This is a genomic window from Pseudomonas sp. HY7a-MNA-CIBAN-0227, from assembly GCF_040310325.1.
Lineage (GTDB): Bacteria > Pseudomonadota > Gammaproteobacteria > Pseudomonadales > Pseudomonadaceae > Aquipseudomonas.
Map to the genome: position 1 here is coordinate 1 of NZ_JBEOPT010000010.1, position 20,097 is coordinate 20,097.

General features: G+C 56.3%; 16 protein-coding genes and 4 pseudogenes. 11 read left to right on the forward strand and 9 right to left on the reverse strand.

The genetic code is table 11. From position 1 onward, the window contains the following. From AAEZ06_RS17295 to AAEZ06_RS17315, 5 genes and pseudogenes are all read left to right on the forward strand, one after another. Positions 1-183 (forward strand): annotated as a pseudogene (locus AAEZ06_RS17295) (ribonucleotide-diphosphate reductase subunit beta); the annotation flags it as partial. A gap of 186 nt (positions 184-369) precedes the next feature. Further along, positions 370-1,086 carry an HNH endonuclease gene (locus AAEZ06_RS17300; protein WP_350615342.1) on the forward strand — a complete coding sequence of 239 codons (717 nt, stop codon included), beginning with the start codon at positions 370-372 and terminating at the stop codon, positions 1,084-1,086. Between the two features lie 72 nt (positions 1,087-1,158). Further along, a complete protein-coding gene (locus tag AAEZ06_RS17305; RefSeq protein WP_149413838.1) occupies positions 1,159-1,800 on the forward strand; it encodes an HAD-IB family hydrolase in 642 nt (213 codons plus the stop codon). 107 nt (positions 1,801-1,907) lie between these two features. Continuing rightward, entirely contained in the window at positions 1,908-2,858 is a 951-nt protein-coding gene (locus tag AAEZ06_RS17310; RefSeq protein WP_149413837.1) for a hypothetical protein, read from the forward strand. Between the two features lie 195 nt (positions 2,859-3,053). Beyond that, positions 3,054-3,440: an XRE family transcriptional regulator gene (locus tag AAEZ06_RS17315; protein WP_149413836.1), complete on the forward strand. Its 387-nt coding sequence runs from the start codon at positions 3,054-3,056 to the stop codon at positions 3,438-3,440. A gap of 242 nt (positions 3,441-3,682) precedes the next feature. Here AAEZ06_RS17315 and AAEZ06_RS17320 read toward each other — a convergent pair whose 3' ends face one another. Beyond that, a complete protein-coding gene (locus AAEZ06_RS17320; protein WP_350615344.1) occupies positions 3,683-4,738 on the reverse strand; it encodes an MBL fold metallo-hydrolase in 1,056 nt (351 codons plus the stop codon). A gap of 121 nt (positions 4,739-4,859) precedes the next feature. On the opposite strand from AAEZ06_RS17320, the gene AAEZ06_RS17325 reads away from it, so the two are divergent. The 3 genes from AAEZ06_RS17325 (at position 4,860) to AAEZ06_RS17335 (ending at position 7,430) form a co-directional block, all read left to right on the forward strand. Next, positions 4,860-5,480: a TetR/AcrR family transcriptional regulator gene (locus AAEZ06_RS17325; protein ID WP_149413834.1), complete on the forward strand. Its 621-nt coding sequence runs from the start codon at positions 4,860-4,862 to the stop codon at positions 5,478-5,480. Between the two features lie 224 nt (positions 5,481-5,704). Further along, complete coding sequence (locus AAEZ06_RS17330) at positions 5,705-6,763, forward strand: diguanylate cyclase (protein ID WP_149413833.1); 1,059 nt, start codon at positions 5,705-5,707, stop codon at positions 6,761-6,763. Positions 6,764-6,914: 151 nt separating this feature from the next. Next, the gene (locus tag AAEZ06_RS17335; protein WP_149413832.1) at positions 6,915-7,430 is read left to right on the forward strand and encodes a DUF1003 domain-containing protein; all 516 of its coding nucleotides are present in this window, start codon (positions 6,915-6,917) and stop codon (positions 7,428-7,430) included. Here the strand turns inward: AAEZ06_RS17335 and AAEZ06_RS17340 are convergent. Then, positions 7,427-8,317 carry a LysR family transcriptional regulator gene (locus AAEZ06_RS17340; RefSeq protein ID WP_350615347.1) on the reverse strand — a complete coding sequence of 297 codons (891 nt, stop codon included), beginning with the start codon at positions 8,315-8,317 and terminating at the stop codon, positions 7,427-7,429. The genes AAEZ06_RS17335 and AAEZ06_RS17340 overlap by 4 nt on opposite strands. Positions 8,318-8,397: 80 nt before the next feature. On the opposite strand from AAEZ06_RS17340, the gene AAEZ06_RS17345 reads away from it, so the two are divergent. Together AAEZ06_RS17345 and AAEZ06_RS17350 are read left to right on the forward strand one after the other, a co-directional pair. Next, positions 8,398-9,093, forward strand: a complete 696-nt coding sequence (locus tag AAEZ06_RS17345; protein ID WP_350615349.1) for a CTP synthase C-terminal region-related (seleno)protein — start codon at positions 8,398-8,400, stop codon at positions 9,091-9,093. Then, positions 9,090-9,410, forward strand: a complete 321-nt coding sequence (locus AAEZ06_RS17350) for an antibiotic biosynthesis monooxygenase family protein (protein WP_149413829.1) — start codon at positions 9,090-9,092, stop codon at positions 9,408-9,410. Before AAEZ06_RS17345 ends, AAEZ06_RS17350 begins: the two co-directional genes overlap by 4 nt. On the opposite strand, the gene AAEZ06_RS17355 is transcribed toward AAEZ06_RS17350, so the two are convergent. After that, the gene (locus AAEZ06_RS17355) at positions 9,407-9,730 is read right to left on the reverse strand and encodes a DUF2025 family protein (RefSeq protein WP_149413828.1); all 324 of its coding nucleotides are present in this window, start codon (positions 9,728-9,730) and stop codon (positions 9,407-9,409) included. The two genes, AAEZ06_RS17350 and AAEZ06_RS17355, sit on opposite strands and share 4 nt — an antisense overlap. A gap of 246 nt (positions 9,731-9,976) precedes the next feature. Here AAEZ06_RS17355 and AAEZ06_RS17360 point away from each other — a divergent pair, with 246 nt between their 5' ends. Continuing rightward, positions 9,977-11,104, forward strand: a complete 1,128-nt coding sequence (locus AAEZ06_RS17360) for a glycerophosphodiester phosphodiesterase (RefSeq protein ID WP_149413827.1) — start codon at positions 9,977-9,979, stop codon at positions 11,102-11,104. 271 nt (positions 11,105-11,375) lie between these two features. Here AAEZ06_RS17360 and AAEZ06_RS17365 read toward each other — a convergent pair. The 6 genes and pseudogenes from AAEZ06_RS17365 to AAEZ06_RS17390 all read right to left on the reverse strand — a co-directional run. Continuing rightward, positions 11,376-12,017: pseudogene (locus AAEZ06_RS17365) on the reverse strand (IS30 family transposase); the annotation flags it as partial. A gap of 127 nt (positions 12,018-12,144) precedes the next feature. Then, positions 12,145-12,573, reverse strand: a pseudogene (locus AAEZ06_RS17370) (DUF2628 domain-containing protein). 166 nt (positions 12,574-12,739) lie between these two features. Beyond that, positions 12,740-13,000, reverse strand: a complete 261-nt coding sequence (locus AAEZ06_RS17375) for a PAAR domain-containing protein (protein ID WP_350615352.1) — start codon at positions 12,998-13,000, stop codon at positions 12,740-12,742. Positions 13,001-13,073: 73 nt separating this feature from the next. Continuing rightward, positions 13,074-14,672: a type VI lipase adapter Tla3 domain-containing protein gene (locus tag AAEZ06_RS17380; protein WP_350615354.1), complete on the reverse strand. Its 1,599-nt coding sequence runs from the start codon at positions 14,670-14,672 to the stop codon at positions 13,074-13,076. After that, positions 14,672-16,816: a T6SS effector phospholipase Tle3 domain-containing protein gene (locus tag AAEZ06_RS17385; RefSeq protein ID WP_350615356.1), complete on the reverse strand. Its 2,145-nt coding sequence runs from the start codon at positions 16,814-16,816 to the stop codon at positions 14,672-14,674. The genes AAEZ06_RS17380 and AAEZ06_RS17385 overlap by 1 nt, the downstream gene beginning before the upstream one ends. Before the next feature lie 218 nt (positions 16,817-17,034). After that, positions 17,035-19,532: pseudogene (locus AAEZ06_RS17390) on the reverse strand (type VI secretion system Vgr family protein). Between the last annotated feature and the right edge of the window lie 565 nt (positions 19,533-20,097).

Consider the following 20,097-nt stretch of genomic DNA (forward strand, 5'->3'; position numbering starts at 1 on the left):
GAGGACTACCTCAAGTTCATCGCTAACCGTCGCCTGTCGCAGATTGGCTTGAAGGAAGAGTATCCAGGGACCACGAATCCATTCCCATGGATGAGCGAGATCATGGACTTGAAGAAAGAGAAGAATTTCTTTGAGACTCGGGTTATTGAGTATCAGACAGGTGGTGCGCTTAGCTGGGATTGATTCCTAAGCCAATTAGCACTTGCCGGATTTGAGCTAATAGCTATCACGATCTAAAGAAGCCCTGACTAGCTCAGGGCTTTTTTGTATTCGCTGAACGCAAAAAATCCTACAAGGACGTAGGAAATTTCGTAGACGTGATAATGGCCGCTCAGTATCGTCCGAGGGTTTTCTACCCTCGGCGACTGTATGGATACGCAAAAAGGTAATGCAGGCTGGAGTGACGCGGAGCTTGAAGCTTCGGTCGATGCCTATTTGAAAATGTTGAAGCTTGAGCAGAGTGGCCAGGCGTTCAAAAAACCGGTGGAGAACCGTTTGTTACGCGAAGGGCCGTTGAGCCTGCGTAGCGCTTCGTCTATTGAGTACCGCATGCAGAATATTTCTGCGGTGATTCAGCTGTTGGGTTGGCAACCCATCAAAGGTTACGTGCCAGCTAAAAACGTTGGCGTCGGTGTGAGTGCTCGTATTCGCGCGGTGCTGGAAGCTAAAGCTGTTTTGGATGCAGAGACTTATGTCGCTACAGCCGATGAAGCGGAGCTTGAGGCGCGTGCCGCCACGTTGCAGAAACTGGCGATTACCGCAGAGCCACAAGGGATAGTGAACCCGCAGCAGGTCAGTACTACCAGCACTTCTTATGTGCGGGCCCCTCAGGTGCGAGCTTGGGTTCGACAAAAAGCAAAGGGCATTTGCGAAGGCTGTGGTGAACCGGCGCCGTTCACAGGACATGACGGCACGCCGTTTCTTGAAGTGCACCATGTTAAGTTTCTAGCTCAGGACGGTTCGGACCGGACCAGTAACGCAGTGGCACTGTGCCCGAACTGCCATCAACGTTGCCACCGGTCGAGTGATCGACACGTTTTTACAGCAGAGTTGTATTTGAAAATCGCGAGATTGCGGGAAGAGTAAACTCCGGCAGTTATAGAACATGTATTTCGAAAACCCGCTCCACAAAATCGAGACCATCCCGTGAACCCAGACATGCTCGAATCCGGTCCATTAGGCGCCAAGGTGCTGTCGGTCTTTGACTTCGACGGCACCCTGACCCACCACGACAGTTTTGTGCCCTTCCTGAAGTTTGCTTTTGGCAAGTGGGAGTTCAGCCGGAGAATGCTGAAACTGGCCGTGCCTGGTGTGCGGTTCCTGCTGCGCCAGATCAGTCGTGATGAGCTCAAGGCGCAACTGATCCGCACGTTTATGACCGGAGTGGAGAAAGCGTGGGTACAGCAGAAGGCCGAGGAGTACTGCCAGGCGAACTGGGCGCGATTGATGCGTCCGGCGGGCGTGCAATCGGTTGAGGATGAGATTGGGTCTGGGGCGGTGGTGACGTTGTGTTCCGCTTCGCCGGCGTTGGTGTTGCAGCCTTTTGCAGATCGGCTTGGGATCAAGTTGATTGGGACGGAGCTTGAAGTGGTGGATGGCGTGCTGACGGGGCGGCTCACGGGTAATAACTGTCGGTGTGAGAATAAGGTGCTTCGACTTGAGGCCGTTTATGGGGATCTGGGTGAGTATCGGCTCAGGGCTTGGGGCGATACTCGCGGGGATCGGGAGTTATTGGCGGCGGCGCAGGATGCGCATTTTCGGCACTTTCATTCGGCCAGGCGGCGGGGGCGGCAGCGCTGATGCCATCGCAGCCTCGCTAAAGCTCGACCCACATTGAATTTCCTTCGCGGCTGATATTTGGGCAATATCCCGCTATTAATAGCGAAATATCTCACGGACCCGAGCCCATGAAATTCGATACGGCCTACTGCCTGAGTCTCGACGAAAAGGTGTCGATCTACGACGTTCGGGATCTGAATTTCGATGAAACCGCCGCCTTTGATTCGGACAAGGACAGTTTCCTCTGCCCTAACGATGAATGCCGGGCGGCGTTTGCGGCGGGCAACGCGCTGGGCACATTCAACGCGAAGAACGTCAACTACCTGCGCACGCCCCACTTCAAAAACATCCCCAGCACCCGTCACATTGACGGCTGTCGCTACGCCAGTCACAGGGCAGCAACCGGCGAAGCCGAGGATGCACGCGAGGAAAACTTCCCGTCAGAGTTTGTCCTGGCCCGCCGTCAGTACGAGCGCAAAACGCCAGTGGTCGGAACCGAGGGCGCTGCTCTGCAGGCCCCAGTGGAAACACCCTTAAACCGCAACACCGAATCCCACAGTTCCAGCGACACCACGCCAGAAAAGACCAGCGTCTTCGCCCACCCGGTGGAATGCTACGTCTCCAACATCGACGACAAGGACAAGCTCAAGGGCATGCCGCTGAAGATCGGCGAGCACAGCGCGACTTACTGGACGTTTTTCAAGAAGATCGAATACCTGCAGGACAACAAGGGGCTGATCTACTGGGGACGAATCAAGGAGATCAAGGATTACCAACGCAGCTTTCGCATCGACTTCGAAAAGAAGGTCTGGCTCGACAAGAAGCCCTACTCAGTCAACGTCTACCTGAACAAGGCGCTCATCGAAAACTACCGCAAGCGCAAGGCGTTCCTGGAGCAGATCAAGGCGGCGGTGGACAGTGAGCGGGCGTTGTATTGCTTCTTCTATGGGGTTACGCCGGAGTTGAAACAGGTCCCGAGCAAGAAAGACCCCGAGCAGACGTTCGGGGTGTTCAGTGCCGATATTCAGAACCTGGATCACCTGATTATTCGGGAAGCGCTGGGACTGGAAGAAAAATAAAAAAATCGCACGCAGCTTTAGAACAGTTGAAGGCTAACATCGCAGTAGTCATGAAAAGGTTTGTATTGAAAACCTGGAAGTGGCGGAATAGAGCAGCGCAGACCCAGAGAAAAATCCAGTTGATGAGCGGTCAAAACAACTGTACAAAAACACAGTATAGTTTGTCCTCCCCCGTCGGACTCCTGGAGAAAGCCCATGTCCTCTCTGGCAATGAGCAGCACCGTAGATCAACAAATCGTCCTCCATCAATTCACCCCACGGCACAGCGTCCAGGCCCGCGCGATGCTGGGCTGGAGCCGGGAAGACTTCTCCCGTGAAGCCTTGGTGGAGGTAGACGCGATTCAACACTTTGAAAGCCATGGCGAGGTCGATGACAAGACCCGCCTCACCCTGGGGTTTCGCCTGGAGGCTGAGGGGCTCGTGTTTTTCCCGGGGTTCGCGCCGGGCTGGGGAATGAGTGTGCGGCGCCCCACTGCCGTGATGGCTACTGCCGAGACTGCCCCAAGAGGCATCATCTCGCGGATTCTGGGCTCAGCACCTGCATCAACTGCCCCAGCAACGCCTCAACCGAATGGTGCGTAGAGTCCAGTCGAATCAGCGGGCAACCGAGTTCCTTCATCCAGGCTCCATGCCGGCGCAGGCTGTGGAGGCTATAGCTATGATGGCCGTCGTCGTAACGGGCGGCCAAGGCCGGGAAGGCGGTGCTTTTTTCGTAACGACTCAAGCATCCGGAAGGGTACTTTGCCGTAACGCCTGCTGATAACCCCGTACCAGTGCCTACAAAAAGCCCTTTTGCCAAAGCGGCCCTCAAGCCAGCCCGCGCCTCAACCCAAGGCGTGTTCTTCAACCCCATCAGGCTCGACATCCAGCCACCAGGCTCGTCCCCGATCAGGTTGCGTCAGCATGAATGCCTGGCCCATGGGCGGCGTGGCAATCGACACATTACGCTCCCAGGCCAGCACCATGATGCGATCAAAGGGTTCGTGCCAAGCGTGAAATGCCAGGTCGAAGGTGCCGTTGTGGATCGGCAGCAACCAGCGACCCTTGAGGTCAATGTGAGCCTGCAAGGTTTGCTCTGGTTGCATATGAACATGGGGCCAGTCGACGTTGTAGGCACCGGTTTCCATCAGGGTCAGGTCAAACGGCCCGTACTGCTCGCCGATGTGCTTGAAACCGTCGAAATAGCCGGTATCGCCACTGAAGAAGATCCGCCGCGCATCATCGATGATCACCCACGAGGCCCACAGTGTTTGGTTGCCATCGAACAGGCTGCGGCCGGAAAAATGCTGGGCCGGGGTGGCGACAAAACGAATGCCGTCGACCTCGGTGCCTTGCCACCAATCCAGTTGCCGGACTTTACTGGCGTCCACGCCCCACTTGATCAGAGTGTCGCCAACACCCAGCGGCGCCAGAAAGTAGCGAGTCTTGTCCGCTAGTTGCACCACGGCCTGGCGGTCCAGATGGTCGTAATGATTGTGGGAAAGAATTACTGCTTCAATCGGCGGCAGCTCATCAAGGCTGATGGGCGGTTGGTGGAAACGCTTGGGGCCGGCCCAGCTGAAGGGCGAGGCGCGCTCGGCGAACACGGGGTCGGTAAGCCAGAACTTGCCGCGCATTTTCAACAGGACCGTGGAGTGACCCAGGCGAAACACGCTATGGTCGGGGGCGGCGAATAGCTGCTCGCGGGTCAGGCGTTGCACCGCAATCCCGCCCACAGGGCGGGTACTGCGGGGTTTGTGGAAGAGCATTTTCCAGAAAATCCGTAAAGTCTTGCCAAAACCCGCGTGCTGCACGCAAGCGTGATTGCTGAAGTGACCTTCCTGCTGTTTGGAAGATTTCAGCGTAGAAGATGAAATAAGACGGGGCGATATCGTGGCCATTACGAGGTGACTCCGAAGCGTGCCAGTAACTACACTGCACAGTGTAGTTTCAAGGTTGCTACAAAACCCGGAACAAGTAAACTACCGAGTGTAATTTTCTCCACAGAGCCGAAATCCCCTCATGACTGCACCCCAGCGCCTCACCGACCGTAAACGCGAAGCCATCGTGGCGGCTGCCATCGCCGAGTTTCGCGACAACGGTTTCGAGGTCACCAGCATGGACAAGATCGCCGCCACGGCCGGTGTGTCCAAGCGTACGGTGTACAACCATTTCCCCAGCAAGGAAGAATTGTTCACCGAGATCCTGCATCAACTGTGGGCCAGCAGCGTGGCGCAACTGGACGTCAGCTACAGCAGCGAACACCCCTTGCGCGACCAATTGCGGGTGTTGCTGCAAGCCAAGATGAAGATGATGTCGGACGCCAATTTCCTCGACCTGGCGCGGGTGGCAATTGCCGCCACTATCCACTCACCGGAGCGAGCCCAAGATATTGTCAACCGCCTGAGCGAGCGGGAAGAAGGTTTCACCCTGTGGGTCCGAGCCGCACAAGAGGATGGCCGGCTCAAGGCAGTCGACTCGTGCTTCGCCGCTCATCAGGTGCAAAGCCTGCTCAAGGCTTTCGCCTTCTGGCCGCAAATCACCCTCGGCCAGCCCACCCTGGATGCAGCCACTCAGGCCAGCGTCATCGAGTCGGCCATGGATCTGTTTCTGGCTGGCTACGAGATCACCGACCGCCGTTAAGCCGCTTCCTCGCAAACGGCCCCAGCCGATCCTGTCGCCTGCGCGACATCAGCAGGTCGTTTTTGCCTAACCCCCCCGGTTTGTGCGCAAATGGCCTAGAAGGACACTGATTATTCCTGCGCGAATCGCTGACAATATTCGCCTATCATCTGGCATATATGGCCTTTCGATAATGTGCGCCTTCGTGTTCGCCAAAAAAAAAGAAAACCCTGACGCAGGAATCTATGGAAAACCTACGAGGCAAAGGGCTGTCATTTGCCAGACGCATTTATCGGCCAAGGATTATCGGGCTGGGCATTGGCAGCATCTGTGTGCTTGCCGCCCTGTACCCGCTGCCGATGCCGAGTTGGGTCTGGGGCTTGTGGCTGTTCAACGCCTTTATCTGGCCGCACCTGGCGTATCAGCTGTCGAGCCATTCGCCGTTTCCCTACCAGGCAGAGCGGCGCAACCTGCTCTATGACTCGCTGTCGGGCGGATTTTGGGCGGCGGCAACCCAATTCACACCACTGACCGCGGTGACCATCCTCGCGATGATGACCATGCACAACGTCGCGGCGGGCGGCAAGCAACTGATGATTCGGGGTGCCCTCGCGCAATTGGTGGGTATCGCGCTGGCCTGGCTGGTGTTCGGGCCTTCGTTCAACCCCAATGTAAGCCTGATCCAGGTGTATGCCTGCCTGCCGATGTTGACCCTCTACCCGGTAGCCATCGGCATGGCCAGTTACCGTCTGGCCATCAAGCTGTCCGAACACAAGCGAGCCTTGAGCGCCCTCGGCCGTACCGACAGCCTGACCGGCCTGCTCAATCACGGCTCCTGGAAGGACCTGCTGCAACTGAAGTTTCACAAGTGTCAGCAGCAACAAACCCAAGCTACCATCGCCCTGATCGACATCGATCACTTCAAGAAAATTAACGACGCCTACGGCCACATCGTCGGCGACCGGGTGCTGCGGCAACTGAGTAAGGAACTGCGGCGCAGCGTGCGGGAAAACGACCTGACGGGGCGTTATGGAGGAGATGAGTTCTGTGTGATTCTTCCAGACGTGTCCCAGGAGCAGGCTAGCTATGTGATGGAGCGTTTGCGGGAAATGTTCAGCCGTTACCGCGACCCGCAAGCCCCTGAGCTACGGGTCAGCCTGAGCATCGGCCTGGCCTCCTACCAACCGCAATTCACCCAGGCCCACATGTGGCTCAATGCTGCTGACAAAGCGCTGTATGCCGCTAAAGGCACGGGGCGCAACCGCGTTGCTGTCGCAGAAAGCGTGATTGCCCGTTCTGCCTGAACATACGCTGATAACAGGTGCGAGCGGCGGGCCTGTAACACCCTTCGCCCCTGTCACGGCCTTCGAGGGCAACAGCGGGGATTTTCACGTGTTCGACAGGGTCATCGGTCTATAGTGGATCACTGTCTTATGCCGATGATCCGAGCCCGCCATGACCCCAGATAAACCTCAAGCCAAAGTCGATCACCTGCGTTTCCATCGCGCCCACGCTCACCTGGAGCCGACCTTTGGTAACGACACCTTCGCCCTGAAAGCCGAAGCCTTTGCGCGCTTCTTTGGCACGCCGACCTTCCTCGGTGCGCAAACGGCGATTGTGGTGCTGTGGGTGGTACTCAACGGGACAGGCGTCACCCACTTTGACGTCTACCCATTCATCCTTCTCAACCTAGCGTTCAGCCTGCAATCGGCCTATGCCGCTCCGCTGATTCTACTGGCCCAAACGCGCCAGGCCGCCCGGGACAAAGCCCAGTCCGACGCCGATGCGCAACACCGCGAAGCCCTGGCCGTAGCCAATACCGAGCGCCAAGCCCAGGCCGCCCAGAACACCGCGCAACTTCTGGAGTTGCTGGAGCAGAACACCCGGCTGACGGAGATGACCAAACAGCTGACCGAACGCATCGAAAGCCTGACCAGCGAGATGCATCAGCAGTTTGTGCGCAAACCTTAGCCCCCAGGCAACCGCACATGCTGGCCCAACTCATCGAATAAGGTCACCACTGAGCGCAGTGCTCGGCAGTCAGGCCGGGTCAGCAACCACAGGGCCGTGTCATGTCCGACGAGCGCCGGCCCCAGGGGTTGTAAGCCGTGATGCTCACCCAAGAGAAAATCCGGCAACGCCGCTACGCCCAACCCGGCGCGCACCAACTCAGTGACTGAAAGCATGCTGTTGCAGCGGTAGCTTGGCAGCACTCCCGGCAAGTGCTGGCGGCGCCAGGCCACCGTCGGGTGATCGGGCAAAAAGTCATCCGGCGCGATCCAGGCCAGGACCGCCAGGTCATGCCCGTCATGCTGCTGCCCGTAACTGGCGCTGGCACAGACCCGATAAGCGACCGTCCCCAGGCAACGGCCCACCAAATGCTCCGGTGGGGCCTTGGTCAACCGCAGGGCAATGTCAGCGTCGCGGCGGCTGAGGTTGGCGAAGTCATTGGATGTGCTCAACTCCAGGGTCAACGCCGGGTACCGGGGCATGAATTGCGCCAGGGCCGGCAGCAACAAGCCTTGCAACACCGAGTCGGTGCAGGTCAGGCGCACCGTACCGCTGATCACCTCACCGCCCTGCTCCACGCCGATGCGCGCGGCTTCCAGAGCCTGCTCCGCGCGTTCGGCCTGCTCGGCGAGAGCGGTGGCCAAGGTGGTGGGCAAGTAGCCAGCGCGGCTTTTTTCAAACAAGGCCTGGCCCAGCGCCGCTTCCAGGCGCCGCACCGCCCGGAACACCGTGGATACATCGACTCGCAGCAACGCCGCCGCCCGCGCCAGGGTGCCGCCGCGCACCAGGGCGAGAATCAACGAGAGGTCGGGGTAGTCGATTCGATAGTGCGCAGCTGCATTGAGCATGTGTAATAACGCCAATATTGATTGCGTGAACGCCAATCTATAGTGGCCACTAGGACTCAACAAGCCAAGGAATACAACCGATGACTAAAACCTCCGTGCACCTGGCCCTGATCGGTGACTACGACCCGCAGGTCACTGCGCACCAGGCCATCCCCGTGGCCCTGCAACTGGCTGGCGATGCTTTGGGGCTGACCGTGGATTTCGACTGGTTGGCTACCGACACCATCAACTCCATTGAACAGTTACAGCACTTCGACGGATTCTGGTGTGTCCCCGCCAGCCCCTATCGGGACTTGGATGGCGCGCTCCTGGCGATCCGTTATGCCCGCGAACAGCAGCGCCCCTTCCTCGGCACCTGCGGCGGTTTTCAACATGGCGTGCTGGAATACGCCCGCAATGTGTTGGGCTGGGCCGATGCCGAACATGGTGAACTAGCGCCGGATTCGCCTCGCGCGGTGCTATCGCCACTGAGTTGCACACTGGTGGAGACGACCGACAGCATCCATCTACTGGAAGGCTCGCGTACTGCCAACGCCTATGGCAGCCAAGACATCAGCGAAGGCTACCGCTGCCGCTACGGCGTCAATCCCGACTTCGCTAACGCCCTACTGAGCGGTGCCCTGCGTGCCACCGGCCATGACTCTACTGGCGATTTACGAGTGGTGGAACTCGATGATCATCCGTTTTATGTCGCGACGCTGTTCCAGCCGGAACGGGCTGCCTTGAAAGGCATCGTCCCACCGTTGGTCAAGGCATTGCTCAGGGCCTCGGCATGATCGCCCAAACACCGGCCCCGCCCTACTACGCGGTGATTTTCAGCTCACTGCGCACCGAGGTGGATCAAGGCTACAGTGAAGCCGCCGAGCGCATGCTGGAACTAGCCCACGAACAGCCAGGCTTTCTCGGCGTTGAGTCGGCCCGAGGTGAGGATGGCTTGGGGATTACCGTGTCCTACTGGAGCAGCGAGGCAGCAATCCTCGCCTGGAAGCAGCATGGCGAACACCGTGAAGTGCGTGAACAAGGCCGGTCCACCTGGTACTCGGCGTTTCATACGCGGGTATGCAAGGTGGAGCGCGCCTATGCGTTCGCTTAACTGACCAGACTGCGCACCGCACTGATCTGCGCGATTTCCACCCGGCGCATGTACACATGCAGCGGTTCGGTGATGTTGATGCGGTCGTCGATGTTCTGGTCCAGCAGCAACTGAATGTGCTCACGGGACAGGGTCATGGTCTGCTCATCAACAGGCAGCCAGACAAACTCACTGGTGGGGATGATGCCGTCGTCGGCGACGTCCATGCCGAAGGAATCTTCGCTGAAACGCACGATGTAATGGCCGGTCTTGCGGTTCAGGCCAACAAAGCCGTTGAGTTGGTCGGCTGCCTGGCAGATAAGCTCGGACGTGATGCGCATGGTAAACCTCACTGAAAAGTCCCACAGGGGAAGTGAACGATGGTTTACACACGAGGCAAGAAAAGAAGGCAATGCAGGTTTCCCTCTAGTGGGGAAACTCGGGCCAAGAGTACTGCAAAGCACGGCACAAAAGCGCAGAAAAATGGCCCATGCGCACGTTAATGTCGGTTTGGTGATAGCGCGTTTTGCATTCAATTGTTAAAAAGGAAGCCTTCTTGAAGCTACCTCCACGAAAGGACCTCGCATATGCCTGTCACGTTTACCAAGAGTGCCCTGCTGCTCGCTCTGATGCTGGGCCTTGGCCACGCACAGGCTGCCAGCCCGATCAGCTCGACTGAACTGGCAACCAAGGAAGGCATTCCCCATCCTGCGGTCATTGCTCATCGAGGCGCGTCCTTTGATGCTCCGGAGTCCACCGCCGCGGCCTATAAAGTGGCCCGTGACCTGGGTGCCGACTACCTGGAACTGGACCTGCAACGTAGCAAGGACGGCGTGCTGTTCGCCCTGCACGACAACAACCTGCAACGCACCACCGACGTCGCCACCCAATTCCCTGAGCGCAAGGACAGCCCGGCCAACGAGTTCACCATGGCCGAGCTGAAAACCCTGGACGCCGGCAGTTGGTTCAACACCGTTTACCCGGATCGCGCACGGCCAGGGTTCGTCGGGCTGAAAATTCTTACCCTTGATGAAATCATCAAAATTGCAGAAAGCAACCCGCAACATAAACCAGGCTTGTACATCGAAACCAAAGAGCCGAAGCAGTTTCCGGGGATCGAGGGTGACCTGAAAAACAAGCTATTGGACAAAGGTTGGCTGAGTTCTACCGGTTCCAACCAAGCCCAGAAGGTCATTGGGGTCGGCCAAGGCAAGGGCCGCGTGGTGCTGCAAACCTTCGAGAAGGACAGCCTCAAGGAGCTGCAGAAGGAAATGCCTAACACGCCAAAAATCCTTCTGCTGTGGGTGGGTGAAGGCAGCATTGAACCCAAGTCCAAAGTGACCTTCGCCGAATCCGGCGAGACCACTAAAGCCGCCTACTACGCCAAGCAGGAACCCAAGGACAACGCCGAGTTCGAAAAATGGATCGACGAGGCCAAGAGCCTTGGCGCCATCGGCACCGGCCCATCGGCCCTGCTGACCAACAGTGGTGACCAAAGCTATTCGGATCTGGTCCAGCCATGGATGAACCAGATGACCCACGACAAGGGCCTTCTGGTGCACGTCTACACTGTCGACGAGCCGGTGGACTTCAAGAAAGTGATGGACGCCGGTGTCGATGGCATCTTCACTAACCGCGCCGCCGAACTGCTCAAGTACTACAATCGCGCGCCAGCTTCGAGCGTGTCGAACCTGCTGGAGGACAATGGTTACTGAGTGGCCCGCCCCAAAAAAACGAGTGGTCAGGTCACCTGTGGCTGGGCCGTTTTAGGCCCAGAAGCTGCAGCAAGTCCTGACCACTGCCGAACCCTCCCTTGAAACCCTGGACAACGCGCGAGTCGAGCGCGCCCCACAGGATAAAGGGCGCCAACCCCGCCGTTGCCTCCAGCATCTGGTGCAACGGATGTAAGGGCCCCTCGCTTTTGCAAAATCGCTTCAAACAAGATGAAAAAAAGCGCGGTCGTAGGAGCTGAGCGCAACCAGGTTGTTGGCTTGAAGTGCGTGCATGGTGCCGCATAATTTGGCGCCTTTTGAGTAATCTCCTCATTTCAATTGGGCATTGAAGTCTGAGTGTTTACGGATCGCGTATTTAGTTAAACGGCAATGGCATCCGACTGTTATTGGCTGCGTCCCGACAGGTCAGCCCCCTTGGGTAGTAATGACTGATCAAACTGTTGATGTTTTCGTTACTGCCGCGCTGCGGGTTGTGCGGATCGCAGAAGTAGGTCGTTATGCCGGTTTTCTGGGTGATCTCGGCGTGTCGCGCCATCTCCCTACCCTGGTCGTAGGTCGCGCTCTTGCGCATTGCCAGCAGCATGCCGTTAAGCGCTGCACGGAAGCCCTCCGTCGACGAAGTTGCCGTCGCGTCAATCATTTTTACCAGCATAAGGTGGCCACTGGTCCGCCCAGTAACGTGCCTATAGAAGAGGCGTTGCCTTAATCAGGTCGCACACTCCCAGTGATCAGGCATCAGCCGGCCTTCGATCTCCGGTGGGCGCACGTGGGTGCTGACCATATCGGGGATACGGCGACGCCAATCCATGCCGCCAGAGCGCGGCTATCGCGTCGTCTTGCTTTGGCGGAGGCAGATAATCAGCACCTTACCCAGTTCGCCGACCGGCAAGGCGTGTCTGCCGGACTCTTACGCTTAACCAAAGTTAGATTTTTTATCCCGGATTTTTATTCGTAATTCAGAAACAACGAGCCCGCATCCTCATGAAAGTGAGGTGCGGGCTCTTCACTGGCCAGATCTGTAATCAGAAACGCATGCCTTGAAACGGATTCCAGCTTTGTTCGCCTTTCACTTCTTTTAGATAGTAGGAGTAATTGGCCGTGAGCGCATAAGTCAGGGAAACCGCGATATTCAGACCTGTGTTCAACGGCCGAGGAAAGTCCATACTAAAGATCGAAAAAATCACACTGAGCACGACGTTAATTGCAAGAATGATACCCAACATGGCAAGATTTTTCTTCCAGAGGCCCAAGACGAATAGGTAGATAGGGCCGAAGAAAAATGCAATCAAGTTGGCGTTAATACGCATTTTTTTCTTGACGCCAGACTGCATTTTGATTGCCTCCTTGTATCGTGGATCGCTCGGCGAACCATAACTGTCAAAAAAATTAAAGCGTTCCTACCATTTTGCGTTGTATTTACCGGTGCTTTGCACTTGTTCATTTGTATTCATTTTTGCGGCTCCTGATGATAATCAATTTTTTACAGGCCATCACTTAAATAGATATAGGAAATACTCTGAATAAATGATGAGACTTTCCCAAAGTTAAAAGCCTGGCGATGCTGACGCCTCATCAAACACCTTAACTTCGTCAAGTATTGATTTTCTTCGGCAACATTTAACTTTCAGCCTCTCCTCTGGGACTGCTAGCGATCAGACTGGCACCACAGGCGGTTTTCATTCCGTGCAGCGCCACGGGAATACCGCCAACATCCAGCAAGGTGCTGCCCTGCGAAATCGGAAACACGCCTTTGCATAAAGGGCATACAACCTTATGCCCTACACCCGCCATGGGCTTGCCGTTCAAGTCGGTTTGAGGAAATGCTTCAATCACTATTCCACCGTGGGTGGTGGAGTCGCCAAGCCGAATGATGTCCATGGCTGTGTCAGTCCTGTGTGTTCCAAAAGGTCGGACGCGTGCCGCCCGGGTGATGTCGGGTTTGGGCCGAGGTTTACAGATCATCCATCCAGTCGACCTTGGGTTTCAGGCTGGCGACGAACTCTTCGATGGCGTAATCGCCGTTTTCGAATTTCGCCAACGAAGGTGCTGGCCGCGGGCTTGTAGTTGCGGGCGCGGGGGGCACTTCATTGCTGCTGGCGGTTTGCGGCATCAGGCTAACGCCGAACTTATTACCTACAGGTTTCTTGCCTGGTGTGGGTGAGGTGATAGTGATGATCGTGGCCTGGTCCTGGCGGCGTAGAGGGATGACTACGCTAGTATCGGCGTTCTGGTAACTGGCCATGGTAGCCAGGGCAATGCCGACAAAGGGTGACGCGGCGCCGGTATCGCCCAGGCGCTGGGTCAGATCATAGCTTTCGCGGGAGTCGAGCAGGTCGAGTGAGCTGTGGGCTGCGGCGAGAGCCGGGACCAATTCGGCCAGTGGCGTGCTATTCAAGCCTGCGTCGTAGAACACGCGTGCCGGTGTGGGGGCAATTCCGTCAGTGGCTTTTTTCCAGCCGCTGGCCAGTTGTGCGCTCAGGGCGTCACGTTTTAGACGCTCGCCATTGTCTGGACGTTGCAGGGATACGGTGACGGGCCGATGGATCTTGGCCAGCACCGGTAGCGCATCCCATTGTTCAAACGCTCGTTGCGTCCAGGGCTGCGGGATGAACTCGGATGGCTGGAACTCCACGGGTGGTTTGCGCCAACCCCAGCCGGTAAATTCGGGGTCGATTTTGTTGTCGTTGACCTTGGCGTACTGTGCGTAATAACGCAGCCATTCGACACGTTCGGGGCGGGCGACGACTAGAGCGACCATGGTGTCGGTGAGTTTGTCGGGTTGGCGTGGGCCGGCGACAGCACCGAGTGACTTAAGAGAAGTATCTCTACTCGATAAAGCGCCTGCCATATTGATGCCTTCGACGTTGTAAATCAGGACGGCAGGCAGGTCTGGGTTGTGCTCGAACAGTTGGAAGATGTTTTCAATGAGGCCTTCGGGTGTGTCGTTACAAACAACACCATCTTTTACATTACTTATGCGATGCCAGTGAAGACCAGCATCAGTACGAAAGCTATTGACCATACTCGTCAACATTTCGCGTGTTTGTTCAGGCGCGAAACGCAAGTTCGGTGTATTGGCGTTCCAGTCACGGACCACGGTAATAGTGGGGATCGGCCACTTTTCTATGAAGTCTCGCAACCCTAATTCTAATGCGTCAGCTTTTCGCTTGGAATAAGCCATATTTTTGTCATCGGCGGTGATCGGATACTTCTTCGTATCCACGGGCAGGATGCTGCCCACATGTAGGGTCTCCAGTTGCTTAGCATTTTGTTCGTGCAGCGCTTGCCAAATTTGTCCCTGACGAAATACATCTAGGCTAACACCAATACTGAGCACGTCCAAAGTTTCCAGGTGAGGTGAAGAGGACGGTGCACGAAAACGAGTGTCAGCGGACATAATAGAGGCCTTTGGGGTCGAGGTGTAAGCAGTCACCGAAGTGGCTGGAGTGGCAAAGCAACGGGCGGATGCCAGAGAGGACTCTGCCGCCAGAACTAAGTGGCTGTTTAGCAGCAAGCCGGTAATAGACAAGTAAGGGAGTATGCAGCGCATTAGGCTTCCCCCCCGAAGCGCACGGGTTTACCGAGTTTCTGGCCTTCCAACGTCTGTGTTGCGACTAACAAGGGCATGGTGCTCTTTACGGTATCTGGCAGCGTCCCGGTTTGACGGTACCTCACTGTGGAGTCGATCAAAATCCTATGTTCATCTTGAAGGTAGAGCTGCTGAACCTCTTCCTCTGGGCGTTCGAAGTCATCTTCATTTTGACCGATTATGTCGCCGTCGGTCCTTTTCCAATCCAACCGCCAATCTGCCACCCGGCACAAATACGCATAAAAAGTCGTGTCATCCACACTCTCCCCAGCGCCAATAGCCAAGTCATACGCCAATACTCGCCGGCTATGTTCCGGGTTGTTCGGAATGGCTGAGTGAAAGGACAACGGTTCCCGATACTCTTCCTGCAAACGCAGCCGTGCCTCATATGGGGTCTCCGAACGCGTGATTAACACTTGACCATCACCTTTGGCACGGGCAGCGAAAACGGAAGTGGAGTGCGCCTTGTCTTTACCTTCATTGAGAGCTCTTTCTACGCTGAGCGGGTCGCGTCCATATTTAAATGCATCGGGTTCACTCATCAGTTCGCTTCTTGCGTGTCGAGTGTCTTCGGCCGTCCAGCCTTTGTTGCTCACCGCTATCGCCGCGTCTACAGGGTCAAGCGTATCGGTGGACTGGTAGATCCCGCTTTTGGAATCATCTCCAGGGGCTGTCACCGTTCCATCCGCCGAAAAGTCGGTGTAGACAGGCACCGGCAGCAATGGCGCGGTGAGCATGACCTGACTTCCAGGCTCAAGCTCGCCACGCACAAAGGAAAGCCTCTGTTTAAAAGGCAGCCCCGTGTCATCCCAAATACCTTCGCCCTTAATTCGCAGGGGATACACATAGGGCGGTGTGTGCAGGCCGATCAGCTCCTTTTCGCCGCCACGTTTTCGCAAGGTAAAAACGCGTTGGTGAAAGCGATTAGGCAACAGCGTACGTGCCGGTTTGCCATGCACCTCGTCACCCCCCCCTTGCCAACCAATACCCTTTACGTTAGCCAGCCCCACGGTCTGGTCATGGGGCGTGAAATACAGGTAGGTACAACCGCGGTTGTCCCGCTCATTGAACGGGACTTTTTCTCCATCGATGTTGGCTGCGCTTCCTGCACTACCCATCCAGTCCGGACCGCCAATGGCCCCATAGCCCTGGCAGTTTTTAAGGGCAATCTTCGATAGCGCCGGGGACTGATTAGGAGCGCCTGCAATGAACTGCAAGATGCCATTGAGGGTCGCCATACGCGCCTCGGCGGTTTGTTGGCTGCGGCCCGTCTGAAACTTTTCGGTAACGGGTTCAAACAGGCTATAGGGGGAGTTGATCATCACCACGCCGTCCGCAGGACGCACGCCCTCATCTTTGAGGAACGCATGTGCAACCAGATTGATCAGCGTCCCCTGGCTATGACCCACCACATTGACGGTGTCGTTGGGGTAACGCTTGCGGATGATCTTGATCAACATCGCCAAGCGCATAGCGGCCAGTATCATGTAGCGGCGCCCTGCGGCGGTGTACAACGGGTGGGTCAAATCGCCGCCAAGTGCATCCAGGGAAATGAAACCAAACAACTTGCCGTTAAACCCCTTACCCCACATATCCGGCAAGTTGGTGGTGGCATTGGCGAACTGGCCACCTTCCTTGGTACCTGCCTTGTCCAGACGGTTGTTATTACGGTCCAACCATTCACCGTGAGGTTCATTCTTTTTGATGAATTCCTCTTCTTCGCGAAAGCCCCAATAGAATGGGACGACGACGCTGCGATTCGTACCACCGTTGCTGGAAGCACCGAACTTACGTCGGTAATACATGGCATCGGGATTGGTCGCTTTGCCGTTGTCATCTTTAGGCTCGCTGTATCCGGCCGACGTCAGGTACCCGGGGTTGCTCGCGCCATTGGGCAGTGTCGGCGACAGGTCCAGGCGCTCATTGAGGCCTTTACACAAGCCGCGTTCGATACGCTCATAGCAACCGGCCAGATCATTGACACCATGCACGACAATGGTTACGCAGGGTTTTGGCGGCGGCGGGATCAGGTGTACGTCACCGCCACCCGGCATGGTGATCGATTGCGCAGAGCAGATTTTTTTCGTCTGGACAGCGTCATTCATCGTGCATCTGCTCCATGTGGTATTACTCCGTTTTCATCAACTGCCTGGATCATGTTCGACCTAAAACCAAACTTACGGCCGTTGATCGCCCCGTTGAGGTGGCCTCTGAAATTAACGTGCTGCGCCGATCGCTTTTACATTCTTCTTAGTAGCGAATCGACATCCGATTTACTCGCCGACGGATTTGATGAGCTTGTTCAAGGCCGCGTTTACGATGCTCACGGTGTCTTGTGAATAGCCACATTGACGATGTTCATCGCATCTTTTTGCAACAACTGCGTGGCGCCCTGTGCATCGGTAGTACCTGTGAGGATGTCCCCATTGCCCATGGTTATTTCGTACGGCATGTTGGGCATCGCTGAGTGCCCATCGATCTGCTTGAGCATGAAGCGTCGCTGGGTGTCACCAACCTTGAACTTCGGCAGCTCTGCCGCAAGACTGGCACCACCCAGCATGCTGTGTTTGGCTGCCTTGACCGTGAAGTTGCCCGGCATGCCCAGCTCAATATTGCCGCCCTTGAGGGTGAGGTAAGCACCGCCGCACATCAGAGTGATGTGCTCACTGGCTGAGATCAGCACGTGCTTGTTTGTCGCGCTGACTTCCACACTCTGATCCGCCTCCAGGCGGATATTGTTCTTCTGGGCCTGCAGCAGCATCAACCCTTGGTGGGTGATCTGGCGCATCTCGCCGCTGTGGGCAAATAACCCCAGATCCGTACCCGCATTGACTACGAACTTCTGTCCGGAGGTCAGATGCTGGTTCTCTTGGGCCACGCTGTCGATATGCTCGCCGGCCGCCAGCGTAAGACTGTTGGGAGACGTCACCGCCACACCCGCTTCGCCACTCAGGGCGATGGCGGGTTTGCCGCCGTTGCCTTTGTCAGGTTCATTGTTTGCACCGTAGCCCAGATCACGCACTGCCTCGCTGAGGTTTTTCTGATGGGTGGTGTCATGGCCAACGCCTTGGTTATCGGCAGCATAGTCACCCAAGCCCTTCGCCAGTTGCAGCGCGGCTTCCAGCACCTGCACCACCGTGCCACGGTCGAGATGTCCCCCTCCAGCATTGAGTTGTGCCTCTGTACTCAGTAGCAACCCTTTAGCAGCTCTCAACGCACCCTGTTCGTCTGTGCGTAGCTCAAAACCTTCGCCACGGGGCTCACCGCCACTCGGGCGAGGATGAGTCAGGTAGCCCAGGTGCAAGGCCGTGCTGCCGTGATCACTCATCAAGGCAGCACTGATCTGCTTGGTGGTGTCGTCAATGCGCAATTCGTTGGCCCGACCTCCCTTGTACTCTTTGCTTTTGATGGTGCTGAGCGTTTTGAGGTTCGGGAGTTGGTAAGACGGCATGCTGGTCGCACGATAAGTGCGGCCGGTGATTATTGGTTGGTCACAATCTCCGTCGAGGTAATCAACGATGACTTCCTGGCCAATACGGGGGATCGCTATGTGGCCCCAGTCAGCCCCGGCCCAGTTCTGCGACACCCGAATCCAGCAGGAACTGAAGTCATTGTTTTTGCCTTCTCGGTCCCATGAAAATTGAACCTTTACCCGGCCAAATTCATCGGTGTAGATCTCTTCTCCTTCGGGCCCCACCACACTGGCAATCTGCGGTCCGTCCATACGAGGTTTAGGCAGAGGGGCAGGACGCCATTCCATTTGCTCAGGAATGATCTCGGCAGTGAAGTCGTAACTTACGCCCATTTCGGAGTCGGCAGACTCTTCTTGTTGGCTGGTGTGCTGCACGCCTTTATGTGTGATTCGTACCGTTCGCCACCAGCGGTTGAAGTCTGCCCTAGGATGACCCGTGAGTTGAAAAGACAGACCCGGAATCAGCCGCGGGCGTCACCTTCCACGATGGCAACTTGAGCATCACGACGGTGGCCGCGCAGGCGATTTTGCGTAAAGGGTTTGCCAACCGTACTAACCTTATAGCGGCCCGGATAATCGTAGCGCTCATAGTGCGGGGCTTGGCGCTCCAGATCTTCGCCGACGGTATGCTGTTGCTGGTCGAAAGTGGGACGTTTGAAGGTGTAATCACGCTGGGTTTGCTCGACCGTTCTCACGTTCTCCGTATAACTGAACGCATAAAGCACCGGCTGCATAGCATCTGCGGCAGGCTGCGTGGTGTACAGCACCGGTCCACCCTGGATGCGCTCTTGAACATAGAGCTTGTCGCTCTGGATCAACGTATGGGTGGTTGCGTCATGTTTGAAGAAATAGAACAGACCTTCTTCGGTGGACAGCCGATCAAACAGGTAGAGATCAGTGTCCCCTGCTTGAGCGCAATATTCGCGGGGCAAGTGCTCGGTATTTATGCGTTGTTCGTAATCGAGTACGCCGTGCTCGGACAGCACCGATTTGAGTATGTCGGGCACGTTTTTCTGTTGGAAGATGCGCCAGTCGGAACTCAGCGAAAGGCGGGCCAAATGCGGTTCAACCAAGACACGGTAACGTGTACGCCGGAACCCTGTCTTGCCTTGGGTGAAGCTTGAGATCATCCCATGAACATGGCGAACAGCTGTGGCGCCTTGCCAGATTGTGAGCAGTGCTGGTTGATCGAGTACTTGGCTAAAATCGATATTGGCGTTGAAACTGGCCAGCTCTAGCGACAGCCGATATGGCTCGGAAATAGCTTCCTCCAACCGAAACTCAACGACCTCAAACTCTGTCCGACCGGACGGCACAGAAAAGGTGAACCTCAAATCCCTTTGACGCATATGACCGTTCCCTATTCCAAATAACGAGCGTTGAGCAAGGAGGAAAAAACCTTCGTATAAGGCGCTGATTCTTGAGCTGAAGAGATAAGCAAAACCCGATACTCAAACCACAGCCTGAGCACCGCACGCTAGCAAGACGGCAAAGGGATTGATGTAAGAAGAGTCCTAAAGTTCGCGCGAATTTTCGTTTTTTCAGAGCGCTATGATTCGTTCAACTAAACTTATGACTCCCCACCAAGTTCACGCCATGCTGCTCTTAAGTAGCGAACATCCAGGACCTGTCCTGTACATCAACCCGTTAAAACCGTAGAGCCGCTGCACACTGTGATGCACCGCGTGCAAACGCCGCGGGCAACGATCCCGTTGCGGCGCTGTCTACCAACCACAGCGCCCATCCGATAAACACCGCGCAGAATAAAGGCGCGCACACCCTGGCCATCAACTGTTTCATCTGTGTCTCCCATGATTGAGACAGCAGCATGAAATCGCGCTGCGGTAGCCGCTTGAACAAACGACGCAATCGACCGGCCAAATTAAGGATAAGTTAAGTTGCGCTGGTTAACCT